General features: G+C 58.0%; 17 protein-coding genes and 2 pseudogenes. 7 read left to right on the forward strand and 12 right to left on the reverse strand.

What is annotated here, in order from left to right; translation table 11 throughout:
• Nucleotides 1-176 precede the first annotated feature (176 nt).
• The 7 genes and pseudogenes from AO277_RS01380 to AO277_RS01410 form a co-directional block, all read right to left on the reverse strand.
• Nucleotides 177-579, reverse strand: a pseudogene (locus AO277_RS01380) (chemotaxis protein); the annotation flags it as partial.
• A gap of 85 nt (nucleotides 580-664) precedes the next feature.
• Nucleotides 665-1387, reverse strand: a complete 723-nt coding sequence (locus AO277_RS01385; protein ID WP_044319380.1) for a general secretion pathway protein GspK — start codon at nucleotides 1385-1387, stop codon at nucleotides 665-667.
• Nucleotides 1384-1806, reverse strand: a complete 423-nt coding sequence (locus AO277_RS01390; RefSeq protein WP_044319381.1) for a type II secretion system protein — start codon at nucleotides 1804-1806, stop codon at nucleotides 1384-1386. The genes AO277_RS01385 and AO277_RS01390 overlap by 4 nt, the downstream gene beginning before the upstream one ends.
• A 188-nt stretch (nucleotides 1807-1994) precedes the next feature.
• Complete coding sequence (locus AO277_RS01395; RefSeq protein WP_044319382.1) at nucleotides 1995-3956, reverse strand: methyl-accepting chemotaxis protein; 1962 nt, start codon at nucleotides 3954-3956, stop codon at nucleotides 1995-1997.
• A 372-nt stretch (nucleotides 3957-4328) separates the two neighbouring features.
• Complete coding sequence (gene poxB / locus AO277_RS01400; RefSeq protein ID WP_099258718.1) at nucleotides 4329-6047, reverse strand: ubiquinone-dependent pyruvate dehydrogenase; 1719 nt, start codon at nucleotides 6045-6047, stop codon at nucleotides 4329-4331.
• A 151-nt stretch (nucleotides 6048-6198) separates the two neighbouring features.
• Nucleotides 6199-8088 (reverse strand): penicillin-binding protein 2, encoded by a 1890-nt coding sequence (mrdA, locus tag AO277_RS01405; protein WP_044319384.1) that lies wholly within the window; start codon nucleotides 8086-8088, stop codon nucleotides 6199-6201.
• A 138-nt stretch (nucleotides 8089-8226) separates the two neighbouring features.
• The gene (locus tag AO277_RS01410) at nucleotides 8227-8655 is read right to left on the reverse strand and encodes a winged helix-turn-helix transcriptional regulator (RefSeq protein WP_044319385.1); all 429 of its coding nucleotides are present in this window, start codon (nucleotides 8653-8655) and stop codon (nucleotides 8227-8229) included.
• 88 nt (nucleotides 8656-8743) lie between these two features.
• On the opposite strand from AO277_RS01410, the gene AO277_RS01415 reads away from it, so the two are divergent.
• From AO277_RS01415 to AO277_RS01425, 3 genes and pseudogenes are all read left to right on the forward strand, one after another.
• Nucleotides 8744-9601: an SDR family oxidoreductase gene (locus AO277_RS01415; protein WP_044319386.1), complete on the forward strand. Its 858-nt coding sequence runs from the start codon at nucleotides 8744-8746 to the stop codon at nucleotides 9599-9601.
• Between the two features lie 97 nt (nucleotides 9602-9698).
• Nucleotides 9699-10004, forward strand: a complete 306-nt coding sequence (locus AO277_RS01420) for an RcnB family protein (RefSeq protein ID WP_002553806.1) — start codon at nucleotides 9699-9701, stop codon at nucleotides 10002-10004.
• A 183-nt stretch (nucleotides 10005-10187) separates the two neighbouring features.
• Nucleotides 10188-11022: pseudogene (locus AO277_RS01425) on the forward strand (AraC family transcriptional regulator).
• Nucleotides 11023-11031: 9 nt separating this feature from the next.
• Here the strand turns inward: AO277_RS01425 and AO277_RS01430 are convergent.
• Entirely contained in the window at nucleotides 11032-11616 is a 585-nt protein-coding gene (locus AO277_RS01430) for a LysE family translocator (protein ID WP_044319388.1), read from the reverse strand.
• A gap of 198 nt (nucleotides 11617-11814) precedes the next feature.
• Between AO277_RS01430 and AO277_RS01435 the strand changes: the two genes are divergently transcribed.
• From AO277_RS01435 to AO277_RS01445, 3 genes are all read left to right on the forward strand, one after another.
• The gene (locus AO277_RS01435) at nucleotides 11815-12303 is read left to right on the forward strand and encodes a DUF3828 domain-containing protein (protein WP_005733540.1); all 489 of its coding nucleotides are present in this window, start codon (nucleotides 11815-11817) and stop codon (nucleotides 12301-12303) included.
• A 63-nt stretch (nucleotides 12304-12366) separates the two neighbouring features.
• Nucleotides 12367-12570, forward strand: coding sequence for a hypothetical protein (locus AO277_RS01440; protein WP_002553810.1), 204 nt, complete (start codon nucleotides 12367-12369; stop codon nucleotides 12568-12570).
• A gap of 159 nt (nucleotides 12571-12729) precedes the next feature.
• On the forward strand, nucleotides 12730-12927 hold the full coding sequence (locus AO277_RS01445; RefSeq protein WP_002553811.1) for a hypothetical protein: 198 nt from the start codon (nucleotides 12730-12732) through the stop codon (nucleotides 12925-12927).
• 8 nt (nucleotides 12928-12935) lie between these two features.
• Here AO277_RS01445 and AO277_RS01450 read toward each other — a convergent pair whose 3' ends face one another.
• Both AO277_RS01450 and AO277_RS01455 read right to left on the reverse strand, forming a co-directional pair.
• The gene (locus AO277_RS01450; protein ID WP_044319389.1) at nucleotides 12936-14387 is read right to left on the reverse strand and encodes an MFS transporter; all 1452 of its coding nucleotides are present in this window, start codon (nucleotides 14385-14387) and stop codon (nucleotides 12936-12938) included.
• A 61-nt stretch (nucleotides 14388-14448) separates the two neighbouring features.
• Nucleotides 14449-15756 (reverse strand): Nramp family divalent metal transporter, encoded by a 1308-nt coding sequence (locus AO277_RS01455; RefSeq protein ID WP_161795803.1) that lies wholly within the window; start codon nucleotides 15754-15756, stop codon nucleotides 14449-14451.
• Nucleotides 15757-16072: 316 nt separating this feature from the next.
• On the opposite strand from AO277_RS01455, the gene AO277_RS01460 reads away from it, so the two are divergent.
• Nucleotides 16073-17491, forward strand: a complete 1419-nt coding sequence (locus tag AO277_RS01460; RefSeq protein ID WP_044319391.1) for an MFS transporter — start codon at nucleotides 16073-16075, stop codon at nucleotides 17489-17491.
• Between the two features lie 22 nt (nucleotides 17492-17513).
• Here AO277_RS01460 and AO277_RS01465 read toward each other — a convergent pair whose 3' ends face one another.
• Nucleotides 17514-17738, reverse strand: coding sequence for a DUF6555 family protein (locus AO277_RS01465; protein WP_004658504.1), 225 nt, complete (start codon nucleotides 17736-17738; stop codon nucleotides 17514-17516).
• A 116-nt stretch (nucleotides 17739-17854) separates the two neighbouring features.
• The coding region (locus AO277_RS01470; RefSeq protein WP_257214183.1) for an AAA-type ATPase lid domain-containing protein at nucleotides 17855-18524 on the reverse strand (670 nt) is incomplete at its 5' end.

Below are 18524 nucleotides of genomic sequence, written 5' to 3' on the forward strand. Positions count from 1 at the left end.
TCGGCGAAGGTCATTTGATTCATCATCGAAAAGCTCGGCGATTGGTGCCCGGAGATTTTGCCAAATCAGGAAGTCTTTTTCAGGATTTCCCTAGCACGCAAATCCCCGGAAACCACAAAAAAGGCCTGAAGGCGTTCGCTTCCAGGTCTTTTCACAACACATAAACAGGCTTGTTGTCAGCTCACCTTGAAGCGCCCCACCAGCCCCTGCTGCTGCTCAGCAAGCCTGGCCAGTTCACGACTCCTGACTGCTGTCTGCTCTGCACCGGCACTCACCTGAATGACCAGCGAGTTGATGTAATTAACGTTGCGGTGGATCTCTATCGGCCACCAGGCTTTGCTCTTCAGCGGCCGAAGCGACCTGAATATTGCGGTCACTGATGTTCGCGATACCTTCGGCGATTTCTTCCAGCAGTTCGCCAGCGCGTACGACGTTGCTGGCACCCTCCTGCGCAATGCCCAGGGTTTCCTGCATGGACGCGGCAGCGCGTTCGGAGCCGAACTGCAAGTTGGTCTGATCGGCGACGCCTCGGATGACACCCAATACCGAGGAAATGGCGTTGCTCTCGCCCTTGAACTCGTCACAGCCTCAGGCAGATATTGCTGGGGCCAAGGCTCTTGCTTAGCCTGCGTCCATAGATATGACGCTCTGCTGCAATCCTGCCTCACTCCTCCCACCGCAACACCGTATAGGCCTTGCCTCGCCCCTCCATCGAATTCAACAACACCGTCACCTGCAGCCGCGCCATAGACCCCTCTGCCCTCTGCGCGCGGCTCTCGATCACCAGCACCTCCCCAGGATCGACGCCCACCGCGTTTCCTGTTGGCAGATTGAGTGCCATGCGCATCAGCGGGCTTGCGAAGGCCGGATCAGGTCGGTCGAAGCCGCTCCACAGCGTGATTTCAGGCAACAGCCTGCTGTACAGCGCTTGCGTCATGCTCGGCAGTTGCCGAACTTCTTCAAGCAAGCGAAATGGCGGCTGGCCGTGATTTCGCCGAACTTCGAGTTCACCGGCTATTTGACTGGCTTGCGCCTGACTCGCGCCGCACGCCATTGCCAGACGGGAAAAGTCTTCCGCTTGAGCGTTGTTCAGGTAGAGCTTGCCGTTCTCGCTGTGCAGGCTGACGTAGAGCTGCGTGTCGTCGAATGTCAGGGCTATTTCACGTGCGTCGGCGACCCACTTTTTGCGCTGCACAGGGTCAGCCAGGGCCTGCACCGCCAGCTCGACGCCAACCTCTGCGGCCAGCAGTGCCTGGCTGTGCTGGCGAAGATGCAGCGCCTGGCGATTTTCCAGTTGCACCCAGCCGGCCAGTGACCCCAGCAGCAGGCTGAGCAAGGCCATGACCCAAAGCACCACCAGCAATGCAATGCCACGCTGCGGCATCATGCACACACGCCATCGTTGGGGATTAACAGGTGCACCTGATCAGTCGCCGGACGCAGTCTCAAGGTACTGAAACGCGCCTGATGCCGGGCGTCGCTTACCGTCAGGTCCAGGCGAAACAGGCGCAGTTGGCCTTGACGTGTCGGTTGCCGGGCGACGCTCAGTTGCCAGTTGATAACGCCACCCAGACTGCCCTGGCGGATACCGTCAGCCAACGGCCCTACTGCTTCCTGATCCATCACGCTCATGGCGGCTTCGGTCAGGCGGTCGCTCTGCTCGGCCTGCGACAGGGAATGCACGCTCTGGCCGAAGGCGACCAGCAGGACCGTGCTGCAAATGGCCATAAGGGTCAATGCGGCAAGCATCTCCAGCAAAGTGAACCCACGCTGGTGGCGTGCGGCGTCGGCTCGGCTCTCACACATGCGGTTCAGCCTCGGGGTCGCGGTAGGGCCCTTCAGGACGATGCTATTTTCTTTGAGTTCCGAAAGTATGCCGAGCCAAGCCGTCGCACAAGAACTGCCACTCGAATTCCTGCCGCCCGACAACCACTACAAAAAAGCCCGAGAGCTAACGCTCCCAGGCCTCTGAACACCCAACAAACCCCTTATCGTCAGCTCACTTTAAACCGTCCCACCAGCCCCTGCTGCTGCTCAGCAAGCCTGGCCAGTTCACGACTCGTGACCGCTGTCTGCTCGGCACCGGCACTCACCTGGATGACCAGCGAGTTGATGTCGTCGACGTTGCGGTGGATCTCTTCGGCCACCAGGCTTTGCTCTTCAGCGGCCGAAGCGACCTGGATGTTGCGGTCGCTGATGGTCGCGATGCCTTCGGCGATCTCTTCCAGCAGTTCACCAGCGCGTACGACGTTGCTGGCACCCTCCTGCGCCTTGCCCAGGGTTTCCTGCATCGACGCTGCTGCGCGTTCCGAGCCGGACTGCAGGTTGGCGATCATTTTCTGGATGCTGACGGTAGAGTCCTGAGTCTTCTTGGCCAGATTGCGTACTTCGTCGGCAACCACCGCAAAACCACGCCCCTGCTCGCCGGCACGTGCAGCCTCGATGGCTGCGTTGAGCGCCAGCAGGTTGGTCTGGTCGGCGACGCCACGAATGACATCGAGCACCGAGGAGATCGAGTTGCTCTCGCCCTTGAGTTCGTCGATGATCCGCGAAGTCTCTTCAGCCTGCACCGAGAGCTCCTGAATCAGGCCGATGGTGTTGTCGATTTCGGTCTTGCCCTGCACGGTGCTGTTGTTGACGCGTTGCGACATCTCGGCCGCGTCGGTGGTGCTGCGCGCTACATCCTTTACCGTGGCGCTCATCTCGCTGATGGCAGTAGCGACCTGATCGGTACCCTGGCGTTGTTGCGCCACGTTCTGATTGGTTTGCAACGCCACTGCGGAGGACTGCTCGGCAGCGGTGGCAACCTGCGCCGTGGCGCTGCCGATTTCGCTGATAACCTCACTGATCTGATGCGCCATGTTGTCAAGATTGCGTGAGATCTCGCCAAACTCATCCTTGCCGATATAGCCGGTCCCCGCGGTCAGGTCGCGGGTGGAAAGTGCCATCAATGTGCGGTTCACATCGACAACTGCGACCTTGATGTTGCGGATGATGACCGACGCCAGCCACAGCACTACGATCAGCATCAGGACGACAGTAGCAACCGCCACATAAAGGCTGCTTTGAGCAGAGCTGCGCGCATCCGTTGCCAGGCCGACCACGTTCTGGCCAAGCTCTGCTTCTACCTGAGCCATCATGTCGATACGTACGGTGGCAAGGTTGAACCAGTCTTCCGGATTGACGTTGAGCGGATCACCCATCGGGGTATCGAAACCCAGGCGTTGCAAGCGCGCCACTTCCAGCGAGCCCGGCTGCTGCATGACGTCATTGAGTTTGGTCTTGAATACTTCAGGGGACCAGCGTTGAAACGCTTCGAGGTAACCGGAGAACTCTCCGAGGTTACGACTGAAGCGTGACAACAGGGGCGCGTCAAAGCGGTTCTGGTTGAATGCCTGGACGAGCAGCACGCGCTCGCGACCGGCACGTTCCTTCATGTCGATGAACTGGTTGAGCGAACTCAGGCCACGCAGTATTTGCGGATCTTCGATACTCGCCTCCAGCGAATAGGAGAACCCGACAAGTGTTTTGATAACGTCGGTGAAGCGCGTAGAGGACTCGGTGTTGTTGATCCCCACCGTATCGATCTTGAGGCGCAACGCAGTCAGGTCATCCAGTGCACGGTAGACTTTGTCCGGACCGGGAATACCGTCGGTCGACTGGGCACGCATCTCGCTTATCGCCTTGTCGGTTTCCTGACGGAAGGTCTTCAATTTGTCCTGCATGGACTTGCCGCCGCTGCCCAGAAACACGCCGCTGGCACCGCGCTCGCGCTGGATGGTAGTGACCACGTTGCTCAGTTTCTGTGCAACTGCGGTGGCTGTTACTGCTCGCCTCATGTCACCGAGGTTTTCGCTTTTGTCAGCGACGAACAAACCTGCAAAGGCCAGGAAGCCCAATAGGGGGAATATTAAAATAAGCAGCAGTTTCATACTCAAAGGAGCATTTCTAAGCATTGCAGACCTCATGACGTGCAGACTTTTCTATAAAGGCTATCCAGGGCGTAACGTTCTGTATTCGTCGACGTTTTTTTGTCGCCAGGGACTATTGGTTTATCAGCCTGCCGTAGCCGGTCTTGCTTCCGTATCACTGTCTCGGCTGCCTTCCGGGAAGCTTTACCCACTATTTGAATTTGTTAATTCAAATAGCGAACTTGATAAAGCAGAGGGCGTGAGAAGTTTGGATCCGCAAAGAAATGACCGCCTGGGGCGGTCATGATGAGAAGATAAATATAAAACACCGAGAGCGTCACCTGTAACAGCGATGACAATCTCGATAGAGAGAAGTTGCAACTTTTTTCTACTAAACCCATACGTTTTTATAATTGATTAACGCAGGTTGGTTTTCGCCAGCTCCAGCACCTCACTGCCCCGCCCGCTCATGATCGCGCGCATCATGTACAGGCTGAAGCCCTTGGCCTGGGCCAGCTTGATTTTCGGCGGGATGCCCAGCTCCTGCTTGGCAGTGACCACGTCGATCAGCACCGGACCGGGATGATCGAACGCCTTGCGCAACGCTGCAGGTAGCTCTTCGGCATTCTCGACACGCAGGCCGAGAATGCCTGCGCCCAAGGCGATGCCGGCGAAGTTGGTTTCATGCAGGTCGGTGCCGTGCGGCACGTAGCCACTGGCTTTCATTTCCATGTCGACAAAGCCCAGCGAGCTGTTGTTGAACACCACCATTTTGATCGGCAGGTTCAGTTGGCGGATGCTCAGCAGATCTCCCAACAACATCGACAGGCCACCATCGCCACACAACGCCACCCCCTGACGATCCGGATGTTCGGCCTTGGCCCCCAGAGCTTGTGGCAAAGCGTTGGCCATCGAGCCGTGGTTGAACGAGCCGAGCAGACTGCGCTTGCCGTTCATGTGCAGGTAGCGTGCGGCCCACAGCGTTGGCGTGCCTACATCGACGGTAAAGATTGCATCAGCGTCCGCTTGCTCGTCGACCAATCGAGTGAGGTATTGCGGGTGAATAGGCGTGCCGTCTGGCGTAGGCGTGGCCAGTTCGTCCAGCTCTTCACGGGCCTTGGCGTAGTGCTTGAGGGCCTTGTCGAGGAAGCGGCGGTCGGCGTGCGGCTTGAGTTTTGGCTGCAATGCGTCGAGGGTTTCCCGTACCCCGCCGACCAGACCGAGCGCCACCGGCGTGCGGCGACCCAACTGTGTAGGGTCGAGGTCGATCTGGATGATGTTGGCTTTTTCCGGGTAGAAATTCCGATATGGGAAGCTGCTGCCGAGAATCACCAGCGTGTCGCAGGACAGCATGGCGTGATAGCCGGAGCTGAAGCCGATCAGGCCGGTCATGCCGACGTCGAACGGGTTGTCGTATTCAACGTGCTGCTTGCCACGCAAGGCATGAACAATGGGGGCGCCCAGCGTATCGGCCAGTGCAAGAATCTGCTCGTGAGCACCTGCACAGCCTGCACCGCACAGCAAGGTCACGGCTTTCGAGTCGTTGAGCATGTCGGCCATCGACTGCAAGTCGTTGTCTGCCGGGACGACAGCTGGCGGCGTGGGCTCAATACATTTCGCAGCTACATCAGGGGATTCGCTGAGCGCTACATCGCCGGGCAAGACGATAACGGCAACACCTTTCTGGTTGATAGCCGCGCGCATGGCACGTTCCAGCACACGGGGGAATTGCTCGGGGTTGCTGACCAGTTCGACGAAGTGGCTGCACTCCTTGAACAGCTCCTGCGGGTGGGTTTCCTGAAAGTAATCCAGGCCGATTTCCGAGGAAGGAATGTGCGCAGCAATTGCCAGCACCGGCACGCGGTTGCGATGGCAGTCGTACAGGCCATTGATCAGGTGCAGGTTGCCCGGTCCGCAGCTGCCTGCACAGACCGCCAGCTTGCCGCTGGATGCCGCCTGGGCACCGGCGGCGAAGGCTGCGACTTCTTCATGACGGGTGTGCATCCAGCGAATCGAATCGGTGCGTTCCAGGCTGTCGGTCAGGCCGTTGAGGCTGTCACCGGACACCCCCCAGATGTGGGAAACACCTGCCGCTGCGAGGGTTTGCGCAAGATGGTCGGCGATGGTCTTGGACATTAGGGGTTCCTTGTCGAGGCAATAATGAATTCGGTAAAATGCGCGCAGCGCTCTGCTACGCCTGTTGTGGTCGACCCGATGAATTCTCGACAGTTCAGAAAACCTGAGCCCTGTTCAGGGCTCGGTCAGACAGTCTGCATTGGCAAACAATTCAGGCGTGCGGGTTGCCCGGCGCCTTGGCAGGGACTGCGTATTGCGGTTTGAGCTTGCCCTCGCTGTCGAGCAGCCAAGCATCGAGAATTTCCCGGACCACAGGGCCCGCGACTCGACCGCCCGCTTCGCCGTTCTCGATGGTCACCGACACCACGATCTTCGGATGATCGGCTGGCGCGAAGCCGACGAACAAGGCGTTGTCACGGTTACGCTCCAGCGTCTTCAGACGGTTGTAACGCTCACCCTGCTTGATCGCCACCACCTGCGCCGTACCGCTTTTGCCAGCGATGCGGTACTGCGCGCCCTTGGCGGCATCGCGCGCAATGCCGCGCGGATCGTGCATGACCATCTGCATGCCGGTGTTGACCTGATTCCATTCATTGGGATCGCGCAGCACGATGTTTGGCATCGGGTGCTCATCAAGCGGCACGTCGTGGCCTACTTCCATCGCCAGGTGCGGTCGATGCCAGACGCCTTTGCTGGCAATCAGTGACGTTGCCTGAGCCAGTTGCAATGGCGTGACCTGCATGTAGCCCTGGCCAATGCCGAGAATCACCGTTTCGCCCGGGAACCAAGCCTGACGACGCGTGGCCCGCTTCCATTCGCGGGACGGCATAAGTCCTGCAGACTCCTCGAACATGTCCAGCGACACCTTCTGGCCGATACCGAACATGGTCATGTAATCGTGCAGACGGTCGATGCCGAGCTTGTGCGCGACGGTGTAGAAGTAGGTGTCATTGGAACGCATGATCGCTGTGTCCATATCCACCCAGCCATCGCCGCTGTGGTTCCAGTTGCGGTATTTGTGATCGAAGTCCGGCAGCTGGAAATAACCGGGGTCGAAGACCTTGGTCGAGGCTGTGACCACACCGCTGTCGAGACCGGCAATCGCCACCTCCGGCTTGACCGTCGAGCCCGGTGCGTAAAGGCCACGCAGCACCCGGTTGAACAGCGGCCGGTCAATGGAATCGCGCAGCGCAGCGTACTGCTTGAAGCTGATGCCGGTGACGAACAGGTTGGGGTCGAAGCTTGGTTTGCTGACCATCGCCAGCACTTCGCCGGTTTCCGGGTCCAGCGCAACCACCGAACCACGTCGATCACCCAGAGCGTTTTCCGCTGCGGCCTGCAAATGCGCGTCCAGCGTGAGGGTGATGTTCTTGCCCGGCACCGGGTCAGTATGTTTCAGCACCCGCAGCACGCGCCCCTGGGCGTTGGTTTCGACCTCTTCGTAGCCTACGTGGCCGTGCAGCTCGGATTCGTAGAAGCGCTCGATACCGGTCTTGCCGATGGATTGAGTGCCGCGATATTCGTTGTCGAGATGCGACGCTTCTTTTTCGTTGATACGCCCGACATAGCCAATCGAATGAGCAAAATGCGCGCCCAACGGGTAGTGACGAACGAACTGCGCTGCCACATCCACGCCCGGTAGCAGGTACTGATTGACCGCCAGTATGGCGATCTGCTCCTCGGTCAGCTCATACAGCAGTGTTGCGGGCTCGAACGGGTGGCGAACCTGTTTCAGTTCCTTGTCGAACTGAATCCGGTCTTCGTCGGGCAACTCCAGCAGGGTCATCAGTTCATCGATCACCTTGTGCCAGTCACCGGCGCGCTCACGGGTCAGGGTCAGGTTGAAACTGGGGCGATTGTCAGCGAGCACTTCGCCATTGCGGTCAAAGATCAAACCGCGCTCGGGCGGGATCGGCAGCACGTGAACACGGTTGTTTTCGGAAATGGTCGAGTGATAGTCGAACTCGGTGACTTGCAGGAAATACATGCGCGCGACCAGACAGGCAGCCAGCAGGCCGACCAGCACCGCGCAGGCAATCAGGCGCTGATTGACCAGCCGCGTCTCTTTTTCGTGGTCTTTCAGGGGAATTGGATTGGGCATTTCTACAGCTTCTCGGTGAAGGGCAAACGGCGCAACTAAACGTGTATATAAAGATTTCGGCGCGCACCATACCAAGAAGCGGCTGATTGCAGGCGATCAAGCCGACAATCGCAGGATGAAAAATCTGTCAGAAAAGACTCATTCGGGCGTGATCTGCAGCGTATTCGACGCTTCACGGGCCTGCATAATGCGCGGCAGATTGGTCTCGATCCAGGTAACGAGTGTTTCAACCTGCAAGGCGACTTCTTCGCCCATCGGGGTCAGCCGGTATTGAACATGCGGCGGCACCACCGGCAGTGACTTGCGGCTGACGAAGCCGTCCTGCTCCAGGTGCTGCAGGGTTTGCGCGAGCATTTTCTCGCTGACCCCGCCAATTTTGCGCCGCACCTCGCTGAAACGATGCATGCCGCCGCGCAAAACCACCAGCACCAGCACGCCCCAACGGCTGCAAACATGGTTGAGCACAATCCGTGAAGGGCAATCAGTGGCCAGTACCTGCCCCTGACGAACGAAGGCCAGCATGGACTCGACCGGTTCAGACTGTGGACGCGAGGCAGATTCACTCATGACACTTACCTTTTTGTGCGTACTTACGAAAGGTAAGCATGATGACTATGCTGGCGTTTCCTTTCAACCTGATTCAAGGAATCCTTCCATGATCGTTGTCACCGGTGCCACTGGCCAGCTTGGCCGTATCGTCATTGAACAGTTGCTCACTCGTGTACCTGCCGGACACATCATTGCCGCAGTCCGCAGCCCGGAAAAGGCCAGTGACCTCTCGGCAAAGGGTATTCAAGTTCGTCACGCCGACTATTCGCAGCCGTCGACGCTGGACAGCGCGTTTGCCGGTGCAGACAAGGTGCTGCTGATTTCTTCCAGCGAAGTGGGCCCGCGCCTGCCGCAGCACAAGGCCGTGATTGATGCGGCAAAACGCGTCGGGGTCAAACTGCTGGCTTACACCAGTGTTCTGCATGCAGACGCCTCGGCACTGGGCCTGGCCAGAGAGCACCGCGAAACCGAAGATTACCTGCGCGCCAGCGGGCTGCCTTATGTTCTGCTGCGCAATGGCTGGTACACCGAAAACTACACAGCAGGCATTCCAGGCGCGCTGGGCCATGGCGCGGTCATGGGCTGTGCCGACGAGGGCCGCATCAGTTCGGCGTCGCGCCTCGATTACGCTGAAGCTGCGGCGGTGCTGCTGACCTCCGGCGATGATCAGAGCGGTCACGTGTACGAGCTGGCTGGTGACGATTCCTACACACTTGCTGAGTTCGCTGCCGAGCTTTCAAAGCAGGCCGGCAAGACTCTGCCTTACGTCAACCTGCCGCAAGCCGAATTCAAAGCCGCGCTGATCCAGGCAGGCTTGCCAGACTTCGTTGCGCAGTTGCTGGCTGATTCCGACGCGGCCGCAGCCAAAGGCGCGCTGTTCGATGACAGTCACCAGTTGAGCGCACTGATCGGCCGTCCGACCACCAGGCTCTCTGCAACCATCGCCCAGACCCTGCAAGGCTAAGCGCGGCAAACCCGATCGAATGATTTGCAAACGTGAGGGTCCCAGTTGTTACGAGGCATTAAGCCATCGCCTGATACCAAAGACTGGGAGTCTTTACATGAATAGCAAATCGTTGATCGCCTGCATGACCTTGCTCGGCTGCTTCTCCGCCGTCACCCTGCCCGCTCACGCAGAGACGGCGGACCCGAAAGTCACCGAATCCAAGGACAACGCCCATGAGCTGGAAGTAGGCTCCCGCGTTCCGGAAAAATATCGCCGCAGCGACCTGGAAGTGAAGGACTGGAAAAGTAAAGGCCTGGAAACACCCGCCAAGGAAAGCGAATGGGTAAAGATTAACGACAAGTACGTGCGTTTCCAGAAGGTCAATGGCCAGATTATGGACATCGTGCCGGTGAAGAAGTAAGGCTTACGCGCTTCGCTTTTTACGCTCTGCGTGAGCATGCCTGAGTGACGCAGCTCGTCACGATACGCATGCCGACGCAGAGCATTTGCACTAGCTGGTGCTTTTTAACGCACTGCGATACATCGGCATCGCGCTGGCACATGAGTTCAGCTCCCCTCGGTGCTCTGCCGACGGGATATCAGCATGAGCACCATCCACTCCAGCGACTCGACCGCCCCCCCCCTTTTTCTGGCGCGATGAGTGTCTGCCTTTCATTGAGGCGCGCTCGGTAGAAGATGGCCGGCTGGTCTGCTATGCCCCGCATTCGCATGAGACTTTTTCCATCGGCGCGATTACCGCTGGGCAAAGCACCTATTTGCACGAAAAGAGCTCACAGCGCGTAACGGCAGGCACCGCGGTCCTGATGAACCCCGGAGATGTGCATGCCTGCAACCCGATCAACAATCAGCCGTGGTCGTACCTGATGCTTTATGTGGACAGCCATTGGCTAGGCGACATACAGCAGGATATAGGGCTGAACGCTGAATCCGGCTTTCAACCCCTGCCCTATACGCACACTAGCGATCCGCTACTGTTCGGTAAATTGACGGCGCTGTACCAGACCCTGACCGACGCAAAAGCCGATACGCTGCAAAAACATTGCACGGCGGTAGCGTTCTTCACCCTGATGCTGGAGACATTTGATGCTGCGCCAGCGCCGCCCCTCCAACTCTCCCCCCGAGTCACGCGCGCCGCTGAGTACATCAACGACAACTTCACCCGGCCCATCAAACTCGCCGACATCTGTGCTGCAGCCAATCTCTCAGCGTCATACCTGATTCGCTCGTTCGAGCAGCGTTATCACCTGACGCCGCATGCCTACTTGCTCAACCGCCGTATCCAGCACGCCCAAACACAGTTGAAAAGCGGCAAGATGATTGCCGACGTTGCGCAGGAAACCGGCTTTGCCGATCAAGCGCATTTTCAGCGTGAGTTTAAAAAACACCTGGCAGCGACACCGGGGCAGTATCGGTTGTGATTGCACGGGTCAGATCAACAGATACAACGCACAGCCAGCCAATAACAGCGCCATGATCCGGTTGAAAACACGCACGCTTGCCGCGCTGCACAAATAGTTGCTCAGAAAACTCCCGGCAAAGACCCAGCAACCCAGTGACAGGTAACACACCACACAATAGATGGTTGCGAATTGCCAGATCAACGCGGCCTCGCCATTGGCAACAAAAACACCCATGCCTGCTATCGATGCCAGCCATGCCTTGGGGTTGAGCCATTGCATGACCGCCCCTTGTATCATCGAAGGACCGACTGCCTTATCGCCCAGGCTCAGTTGACCGTTGTCGGTTGCAAGCCGGAACGCCATATACAGCAGAAATGCCACGCCGGACCATTGAATGATTCGGGTCAGAAATGGCCATTGCTGCAAGGTTTCGTACAGGCCAAAACCGATGAGCAGCAGCAATAGGGTAAAGCCCAGCGTTGCACCCAGCACGTGGCGCATGCCCGGCCAGACCCCATAGCGCGCACCGGCACTAAACGCCACAATGTTGACCGGTCCCGGCGTGATGGACGAAGCCAGTGCAAACGCAGCCATGGAAATCAGCATAGTCATGGAACACCCCTTGAAAATGATCAGAAATGACCCGCTCAAGGTAATGACGGCAATGAACAGCGTATTGAAGGAAATTGCTCACAATATTATTCCAGCCATCCGCTTCACCTAAAACCATTGCTTTTTTGTCCGCATGCCTTACAAATGCAATGTTCTCAGTCTGTAACCTCACTGCCACCTTCTCTGCGAGCCTGCTCCATGTCCAGAACCGTCGCCATTGCCTTCGCCTGCCTGCTTTCATCAACGGCCCAGGCCGCCTGCCCCGCCGCGACCCCGGTCGATACAGCGCGCTGGGTCTACGAAAAGCATCAGGACTTCTACCTCAGTGGCAAAGGCTCGGCTGATTACCTGTCCAAGCCTTTGCTGGGCTTGCTGAAAAAAGACTGGGCCTGTCAGAACGGTGATCAGTGCGCAGTCAGCGCCAACCCCTGGACCGACGCGCAGGATGGCGATGTGCAGAAGCCCATCGACTGGAAGCTGGTGTCCAATTCCGACAAGCAGGCGGTGGTCGAGATGACCTACAACCTGGGCTACAAAGACGCCCCGCAGCAGCCGGTCACCAGCCAGACCACTCGTCTGTTGTTGACTAAAAATGCCAGCAGTTGCTGGGTGCTGGACAATCTTCAAGGGCCGCAGGGTGTCGCACTGATGCAGACCCTGGAGGAATTTCCTTACGAAGGTGATTGATCGGCCTTGAAACAATCCGTCATTCTCGGTATCACAGGCAGTTGAATTTCACGAGCGAGCACCATGAATACCTTTGAGCAATCGATTATTGAGGCTGCGCAGGCCGCCACGCCCAATAACACCGATGCCGAACGCGAAGCTGCCAGAATTGCCGCCACGCAGGCAGTGGCCGAAATCATGTCCAGCCGCAGCGGGCTGGACCGTACCCTGGCATTGGCCGAGTTGCTGGATTCCTACTCGGAACATGACGACCAGGAAGACGATTAGGCGGGGCGGCAGCGGGCAAAAATTTATTATCTGTTTATTTACCTGCGACGCTAAAGAAAGCTACTGTAGCGGTCGATAATTAGATTGAGGGGGTTCATCACAGCCCCCATTCATTTAGTCATTTAGTGCGCTCGGATGCGACCTATAGGGGAACCATCCGTGCAAGTCGAACAACTGAAAGACATCCAGGCCTACGTCAGGCGCACCGCCGACGACCTTGAACGCGTCTCGGCCAATCTTGCCGGACATCTTTTGTACCTGGAGCGTACTTCTCGCCCGCATGAAGCGCAGGAAGTCAGCGAACGGATCGTCGGCTTGCGTGCGTCAGTCGATGGCCTTCGTGGCGTGTTCCGGTAACTGACCATTTACCTTTCCCCGGCCTGCGACAGCGGCCTCGCTACTTCCTCCAGAGACTTGCGCTCGGCAGCCGCGCCCCATATCGACTGAACCAGCGCCGCGAACATCATCAACCCTGCCCCGATCAGATAGCCGATCAGCACATTGCTGCGTTCGCCGGTTTCTATCAACTCACCAAACAACGTAGGGCCTATCATCCCGCCCAGCCCCGTACCGAAGGCGTAGAACACTGCAATCGCCAATGCGCGGATTTCCAGCGGAAAGGTTTCGGCCACTGTCAGGTAGGCCGAGCTGGCCGCTGCCGAAGCAAAGAAGAAAATCACCATCCAGGCAATGGACTGCTGGGTTACGTCCAGCAGACCTTGCTCGAACATATAGCCACTGATCGCCAACAGCACGCCTGACACACCATAGGTCAGGCTGATCATGACACGCCGCCCCACCACGTCAAACAACCTGCCCAGCAGCAGCGGACCGCAGAAATTACCCAGCGCCAGCGGCAACACATACCAACCGACGCGCTCGGACGGCACGCCATAGAAGTCGGTCAATACCAACGCGTAAGTGAAGAAAATCGCATTGTAGAAAAAAGCCTGCGCCGTCAGCAGCGTCAGGCCAACCAGCGATCGCTGGCGAAACGTCACCAGCAAGGTTCTGGCAACCTCCCCCAGCGGCGTGTGGTCGCGCACGTGCAGGCGCAAGGGTTTGCCCTGCACGGGAGGCAGCACATGGCCCTGGCGCTGCAAATCGGCCTCTATCTGTTCAACGATCTTTTTCGCCTGCGCGGCCTGGCCGTGAATCAACAGCCAGCGCGGGCTCTCCGGCAGCCACAGACGCATCAGCAGCACCAGCAGGCCCAATACCGCACCGATCCCGAAACACAGGCGCCAGCCCAGTTCGGCACCTACCCATTGCGGATCGAGCAACACAATCGAGCCAATCGCGCCCAGCGCAGCACCCAGCCAGAACGTGCCATTGATGGTCAGGTCGACCCAGCCCCGGTAACGTGCCGGGGTAAATTCCTGGATTGTCGAATTGATTGCGGTGTACTCGCCACCGATACCCATGCCGGTCAGAAAGCGGAACAGCATGAAGCTCCAGACGCTGAATGAAAACGCCGTGGCAGCCGTGGCGCCGACGTACAGCAGCAAGGTGATGAAGAACAGTTTGCGACGCCCGAGACGTTCCGCCAGCCAGCCAAAAAATAATGCGCCGAGTACGGCCCCGGCGATATACGCGGCACCCGCCAGGCCCACGTCACTGTTGGTCAGGTTGAGCGCCGGACTGGCTTTCAGGGCGCCAGCCACCGAGCCTGCAAGGGTCACTTCCAGGCCATCGAGCAACCAGGTGATACCCAGCGCCACAACCAGCAAGGTGTGAAACCGCCCCCAGGGTAAGCGGTCCAGACGGGCCGGCAAATCGGTTTCGAACACTGCACCCGTTTCATCGGTTGTGGTCATTTCCGGCTCCCTGACAGCGAACATTGGTGTCAGGTTTGAGAGTGACTTACGGCGATCAAGTTCAGCTCACCCAGAACCACAGCAGCGTCAGATTGGCCGCCGAGATCAGACCGAACAGACCCCAGGCGGCAATCTTGACCAACCGACTATTGACGAACGGCCCCATCAACTGCGGATCACTGGTAAAGCGAATCAGCGGCCAGAGCGCAAACGGCAGTTGCAGGCTCAGCACCACCTGGCTGAGCACCAGCATCTTGCCGACCGAACTGTCACCCAGCCAGATCACGCCGATCAGCGCCGGAATCAGTGCCAGTGCGCGAGTAATCAAGCGCCGCTGCCAGCAAGGAATTTTGGCCTGCAGAAAGCCTTCGAGCACCACCTGCCCGGCGATGGTTCCCGTGAACGTCGAACTTTGCCCTGCCGCCAGCAAGGCGACGCCGAACAGCACGCTGGCAATGGCACCGCCAACCAATGGATCAAGCAGGTGATAAGCGTCCTGAATCTCGACCACTTCGGTATGCCCGGTCTTGTGAAACGCCGCAGCCGCGAGGATCAGAATCGCCGCATTGATCAGTAGCGCAAGGCTCAGCGAACCGATAGTGTCCAGCCGGGCGTAGCGAATGGCAGTGGCCTTGCTGGCCAGGTCAGCACCATTGACCCGGGTCTGCACCACTGACGAATGCAGATAAAGGTTATGCGGCATGACCGTGGCACCCAGAATACCGATGGCGATATACAGCGGCTCCTGGCTGCTCAGTACATCCCAGCTCGGTTTCAGGCCCGCCACCACATCCGGCCAGAATGGCTTGATCAGAAACAATTCGACGGCAAAACAACTGGCAATGGTTGCAATCAACCCCAGCACGATAGCTTCCAGACGCCGGAAATTGGCGCCCTGCAAGGCCAGCACGATCAGGGTATCGAAAGCGGTCAGCGCTACACCGGTGGTTATCGACACGCCCAGCAACAGATGAAACGCCAACGCCGCCCCCAGCACCTCTGCCAGATCGGTGGCGATGATCGACAGCTCTGCCAGCAGCCACTGGCCTTTGGCGACATTACGGCTGTAGCGGGCAGCAGACAGCTGCGCCAGATCACGCCCGGTGGCGATGCCAAGGCGGGAACAAAGGTTTTGCAAGACCATTCCCGACAGACTGGCGAGCACCACCACAAACAACAATGAATAACCAAAGCGTGAACCGACCTCGATAGCCGTCGCCCAGTTGCCGGGGTCCATGTAACCGATGGAAACCAGCAGGCCTGGCCCCACGAACAGCATCATCTTGCGTAGCAAGGATGCGTTCGGCGGGATGGTCACGCTGTCGGTGGTCGCCGATGGGCAGAAAGGGGCTGTTGCAGTGGTGGGCAGTTTGTACGTCACGGGAACCCGACAGGCAGAAAATCAAGACCCTCATCCTAAGGTTTTGCGACACATGTTGATACATCATTGGAGGCTTCATGCCTGCTGTTTTGACGCTTGCTGGTCTTTGAGGCTGGCGCTGCATTGCTAATCACAAGCTATTTCAACGGTGTACAGCCCGACCCAACCGGTATAAACACTCAAAAACCGCACCAACTAAACAATTATTAATCTTTTAGGGGCCATTAACCGCATTAAAAGACCATTCATTACAAATTGTAAAGAGTACCATTCAGGCCTCTACAAGAACTCAGGATGGCCATCTATGAACTCATCACCTCGCACAGGTGCACCCAAGGGCGAACAGCTGCGGGCAGCGTATATCTCGGCGCGTATTGATCGACTGCCTGCGGTTGCCACTATCTGGAAACTGGTCGCCCTGCTGTCTATCGCCGGTTTTTTCGAGCTTTACGACCTGTTTCAGACGGCCTATATCAGCCCCGGCCTGATTCGCGACGGAATCTTTGCCACGGGAAACCAGGGCCTGTTCGGCTTTTCCGATCAGGCAGCCTTTGCCTCGGCGACCTTTCTGGGTCTGTTTTTCGGTGCCAGTCTGGTTAGCCCGATTGCCGACCGTTACGGTCGCCGCGCAATTTTTACCTTCGCGCTGATCTGGTACACCATTGCCACGGTGATCATGGGTCTGCAGACCTCCGCTCTGGGCGTGATAGGCATGCGCTTTGTAGTGGGTATCGGCCTGGGCGTAGAGCTGGTGACCATCGACACTTACCTGTCGGAACTGGTGCCCAAACGCATACGCAGTTCGGCGTTCGCCTTCGCATTTTTCATCCAGTTCCTGTCAGTACCCAGCGTGGCGCTAATGTCATGGTGGCTGGTGCCCCAGGCACCCTTCGGCTTTTCCGGATGGCGCTGGGTGGTGATTGGCAGCGCGGTATTTGCGCTGTTTGTCTGGTGGCTGCGTTCAGCACTGCCAGAATCACCTCGCTGGCTGGCGCAGCAGGGGCGTTTCGACGAAGCCGAACTGATCATGGACGGAATTGAAGCACGTTGTATCAAAGACCAGGGCAAGCCGCTGGATGAACCTGAACCGGAGAAAGTCGCGCTGTCAGGCAACGGCAGCTTCGCTGATATGTGGCAACTGCCATACCGTCGTCGTGCACTGATGCTGATCGTATTTCACGTCTTCCAGGCCATTGGCTTCTTCGGCTTCGGTAACTGGCTACCCGCCCTGCTTTCCGGCCAGGGCCTGAGTGTCACACACAGCCTGGGGTATGCGTTCGTGATCACGCTGGCCTACCCGCTCGGCCCGTTGCTGTTCGTGAAATTTGCCAACCGCTTCGAGAACAAATGGCAAATCGTCGGCTCAGCGTTGGGAGCTATGATCTTCGGCAGCCTGTTTGCCTTCCAGACCAGCGCGGCAGGCCTTATTTTCTGCGGGATCATGATCACATTCTGCAACGCATGGCTGAGCTTCAGTTATCACTCATACCAGGGCGAGTTGTTTCCGACCAACATCCGCGCACGTGCCGTGGGCTTTTGCTACTCGTTCAGCCGCCTGTCAACGGTGTTCAGCAGCCTGCTGATCGGGATTTTCCTCGACCACTTCGGCACACCGGGCGTACTGGCGTTCATCGTTGGCAGCATGCTGATCGTGATCATCACCATTGGCCGGTTCGGACCACGTACACTCAATCTGGCGCTGGAGCAGATAGCCCACCGTTGAGTGAACTGACCGAGGAGTGGGTTCAGGCCTGAGCCCACTCCACATTGGTGACACCAAAGTGTTCCGCATAAGGCTTGGACACTTTGGCGACTTTCTCCAAACGGTATTTCGGTATGCGCGCAAGACCCGCGTCGACACTTGCACAGTGCCATGCTTCAGCGTTGTCCATATTCTCGGTGCGTATATAAAAACTCTTGAACGAACCGTTCAGCAGATAATCAATGCGGTAATGCTTTGGAAGTGCCATTGAAAGCCTGATCCTTTTTTCAGCAGTGGCTTGAAGTATAGGTGACTGCATTCACTGCAAAGAAATTCATTCTTTTTTCAATATCGGCGACCAACGAACATCCCCATTCGGATATATCAGCGAATACCCAGGCGCTTGGCAAGTCGATTGAGATTGGCTCTGTCCACCGCTAAATCGCGAGCCACTTCTGCCCAACGGCCTTGATGTCGTTCAAGACAATCAGCAATCAAAGAACGCTGAAAAGCATCCACCGACGCCTTGAGCCCTGCCCCCTGCACAGCCGCTGAAAGGGCTTTTTCAGCCGTGGGTAGTGGCGTGGCAGACGCCGAGCCGTCGAGGCCCAGCGCAGGCCCTTCGACCGTCAGGATGCGCGGTTTTTGCGGATGGGCAGACAACGCCTTGAGCACCGCCCGGCTGATCAGGTGCTCCAGCTCACGAACGTTACCCGGCCAGGGGTGCGCGAGCAGCAGCCGCTGCGCCTCGGCGCTCAGGCGCAGCCCACGTAGCCCCATGCGCACACGGTTTTCCTCGAGAAAATAGCCGGCCAGCAGCAACACATCCCGTCCGCGCTCGCGCAGTGCTGGCACGAGCAGCGGGTAGACGCTCAATCGATGATAGCGATCCGCCCGAAACCGGCCGGAGCGCACTTCCTCGGCCAGATCACGATTGGTGGCAGCGATGATGCGCACATCCACATGGTGTTCCTGATCAGCACCCACCTGAACCGCCCCGGGTTTCTCGGAGACCCTTTTGTTTGAGTCATGCCACCTGGGCAGACTCGGTGAG

This window comes from Pseudomonas amygdali, assembly GCF_002699855.1.
GTDB classification, from domain to species: Bacteria; Pseudomonadota; Gammaproteobacteria; order Pseudomonadales; family Pseudomonadaceae; genus Aquipseudomonas; species Aquipseudomonas amygdali.